A 2588-nucleotide genomic window follows, 5' to 3' on the forward strand; every position below is an offset into this window, starting at 1 on the left:
TGAACATCAACACGCACCTTTTGAAAAGATCGTAGAAAGGGTCGTAGATACCAGAGATATGAGTACTTCTGCTTTGTTCCAGGTCATGTTTGTATTGCAGAATACCCCTGAACTATCTAAAGACAAAGGAGTTGTATTAGACGGAGATGTTGAAATCTCAGAATATCAGTTTCCCAATACCACCGCAAAATACGACTTAACATTAAACGCTGTAGAAGGAGATAACGGTATTGCTTTTAACATGGAGTACTGTACCGATTTATTCGATAAAGCAACCATCGAGCGCATGTTGAGCCATTACCAGAATTTGTTGGTTAGTATCGTGAATAATATGACCCTACCCATCACACAATTAGCATTCTTACCTGAACAGGAAAAACATCTTTTATTGGATGTATTCAATGATACTGAAGTTGCCAATCCAAAAGATAAAACGATAGTTGATTTGTTTAAAGAACAGGTAAATGCTACCCCATATGCTATAGCTCTGGTTTTTGAAGATACTACCATGACCTATAAAGAATTAGATGATAAATCTAATCAATTATGCCATTATTTAGAATCAGAAGGAGTTGTAAAAGATTACAGATTAGGGATGTTATTGAATAGGAACTTTGATATGATCGTTAGTATTTTAGGAATTCTTAAATCCGGTTGTGCCTATGTCCCATTAGATCCTTCTTTACCCTCTTATCGACTAGAATACATATTAAAAGATTCTGGTGTAAACCATATTGTTTATAAAGAAGAATCTTTGGTATCGGTATTACCAGTATCTGAATATACTTTTTTAAACATAGAAAATTCTATTACGTGTACATCTTCAGAGATTGTAACTCAAAGAGAACAGAATTCAGTAGCTTATGTTATGTATACTTCAGGAACTACAGGTACCCCTAAAGGTATACTTATTAACGATAATAATATTATTACCCTTATTAATGATCCATTAAGTAAGATTGCAGTAAACAGTACGGATCGAGTACTTCAATGGTCTAATTATGCATTTGATGGCTCGGCGTATGAGATTTTTGGCAGTCTGTTGTGTGGTGCTTCTCTTTATTTGATTGATAGTTCTATAGCTTCCAATGCAGATGCATTATCTCAATTAATAGATAAAGAGCAATTAAATGTGGTCTTTATAACTACAGCATTATTTAATTCTTTGGCAGATTATGATCTCTCAAGATTATCTAGTTTGCGAATTTTATTATTTGGAGGGGAAAAGGTTTCTGTATCTCCAGTTCGCAAGATGTTATCGGTATTAGGTTCAGGGAGATTACTTCATGTGTATGGACCAACAGAAACTACTGTGTATGCTACCTGTTATGAGATTAACAATATACCAGATGTTGCAGAGACTATTCCGATAGGAGGACCTCTTACTAATACAAGTCTTTATGTTTTAAATTCTTCACAGGGGTTGGTACCTATAGGTGTTGCAGGAGAGTTATGTATTTCTGGTAGTGGTGTCTCTAAAGGATATTTAAATCAAGAAGAGTTAACCAAACAGAAATTTGTCACTAATCCTTTTGTAGAAAGAGAAATCATGTATCGTACTGGGGATTTAGCAAAGTGGCTGCCCGATGGTAGCATTGAGTTTGTTGGCAGGGCAGATGACCAAGTAAAGATTCGCGGATATCGTATAGAACTGGGAGAAATAGAAAGTGTTTTATTGGAGGCTACAGGAGTACAGGATTGCTGTGTTTTAGCAAAAGAGGACACAACCTCTACTAAACGTTTGGTCGGGTATGTTGTTGTCGAAGATGATTTTGATAAGGCTAAGGTGCAAGAAGCACTAAAGTTGAAATTACCAGATTATATGGTACCCACTATTTGGGTCGAGTTACAGGAAATGCCACTAACCACAAACGGAAAACTAGACAAAAAGGCACTACCCGACCCGGATGCCTCCCTATTGTCCAGTCAGTCTTATGTAGCGCCCAGAAATCTAACCGAACAAACGCTCGTTACTATCTGGCAAAAGTTATTGGGGGTTGAACAAATTGGTGTACATGATAACTTCTTTGAACTGGGAGGGCATAGCCTATTGGCTACAAGACTTGTTTCCATGATACGGAAAGAACTCAACATTGAAATAGCCATTAAAGAAGTATTTGCCAATCCTACTATAGACGCTTTAGCGCTTCTTGTTTCACAGCAGTCTCAAGGCACCTTACTACCCGCTATTAGAGCAGAAGAAAGACCCCATCGAATTCCCCTTTCCTTCAGCCAGGAAAGACTCTGGTTTTTAGATCAACTCGAAGGGAGCATCGCATACCACATTCCAATGGTCATTCGCCTGCAAGGTAAACTAAACATCACCGCATTGGAAAAAGCACTTAAAGCGATCATCGAACGACACGAAATCCTAAGAACTTTGATTGGGTATGAAAACGGTATCGGGTATCAAAAGATAATCAGTGCAGAGCAATGGGCTCTTGAACAACTAGAATGTTCTGCCAATGAATCTTTAGACTCCTTGATAGCTTCCTTCTTGGAAACTCCTTTTGACCTGGCAAAGAAATATAAGTTCCGTTCTGCTTTGTATCATATAGAAGAGGGAAACTATGTGCTGGCTATGGTAT

Annotated in this window: 1 protein-coding gene; it reads left to right on the forward strand. The window is 37.7% G+C overall.

Features of this window, described 5'->3' with window-relative positions; translation table 11 throughout:
- Positions 1-2588 (forward strand): non-ribosomal peptide synthetase (locus WBG07_RS19255; RefSeq protein WP_340203750.1); only part of this gene is annotated, 2588 nt, incomplete at both ends.

The sequence above is a fragment of the Ascidiimonas meishanensis genome (genome assembly GCF_037782385.1).
GTDB lineage: Bacteria > Bacteroidota > Bacteroidia > Flavobacteriales > Flavobacteriaceae > Ascidiimonas > Ascidiimonas meishanensis.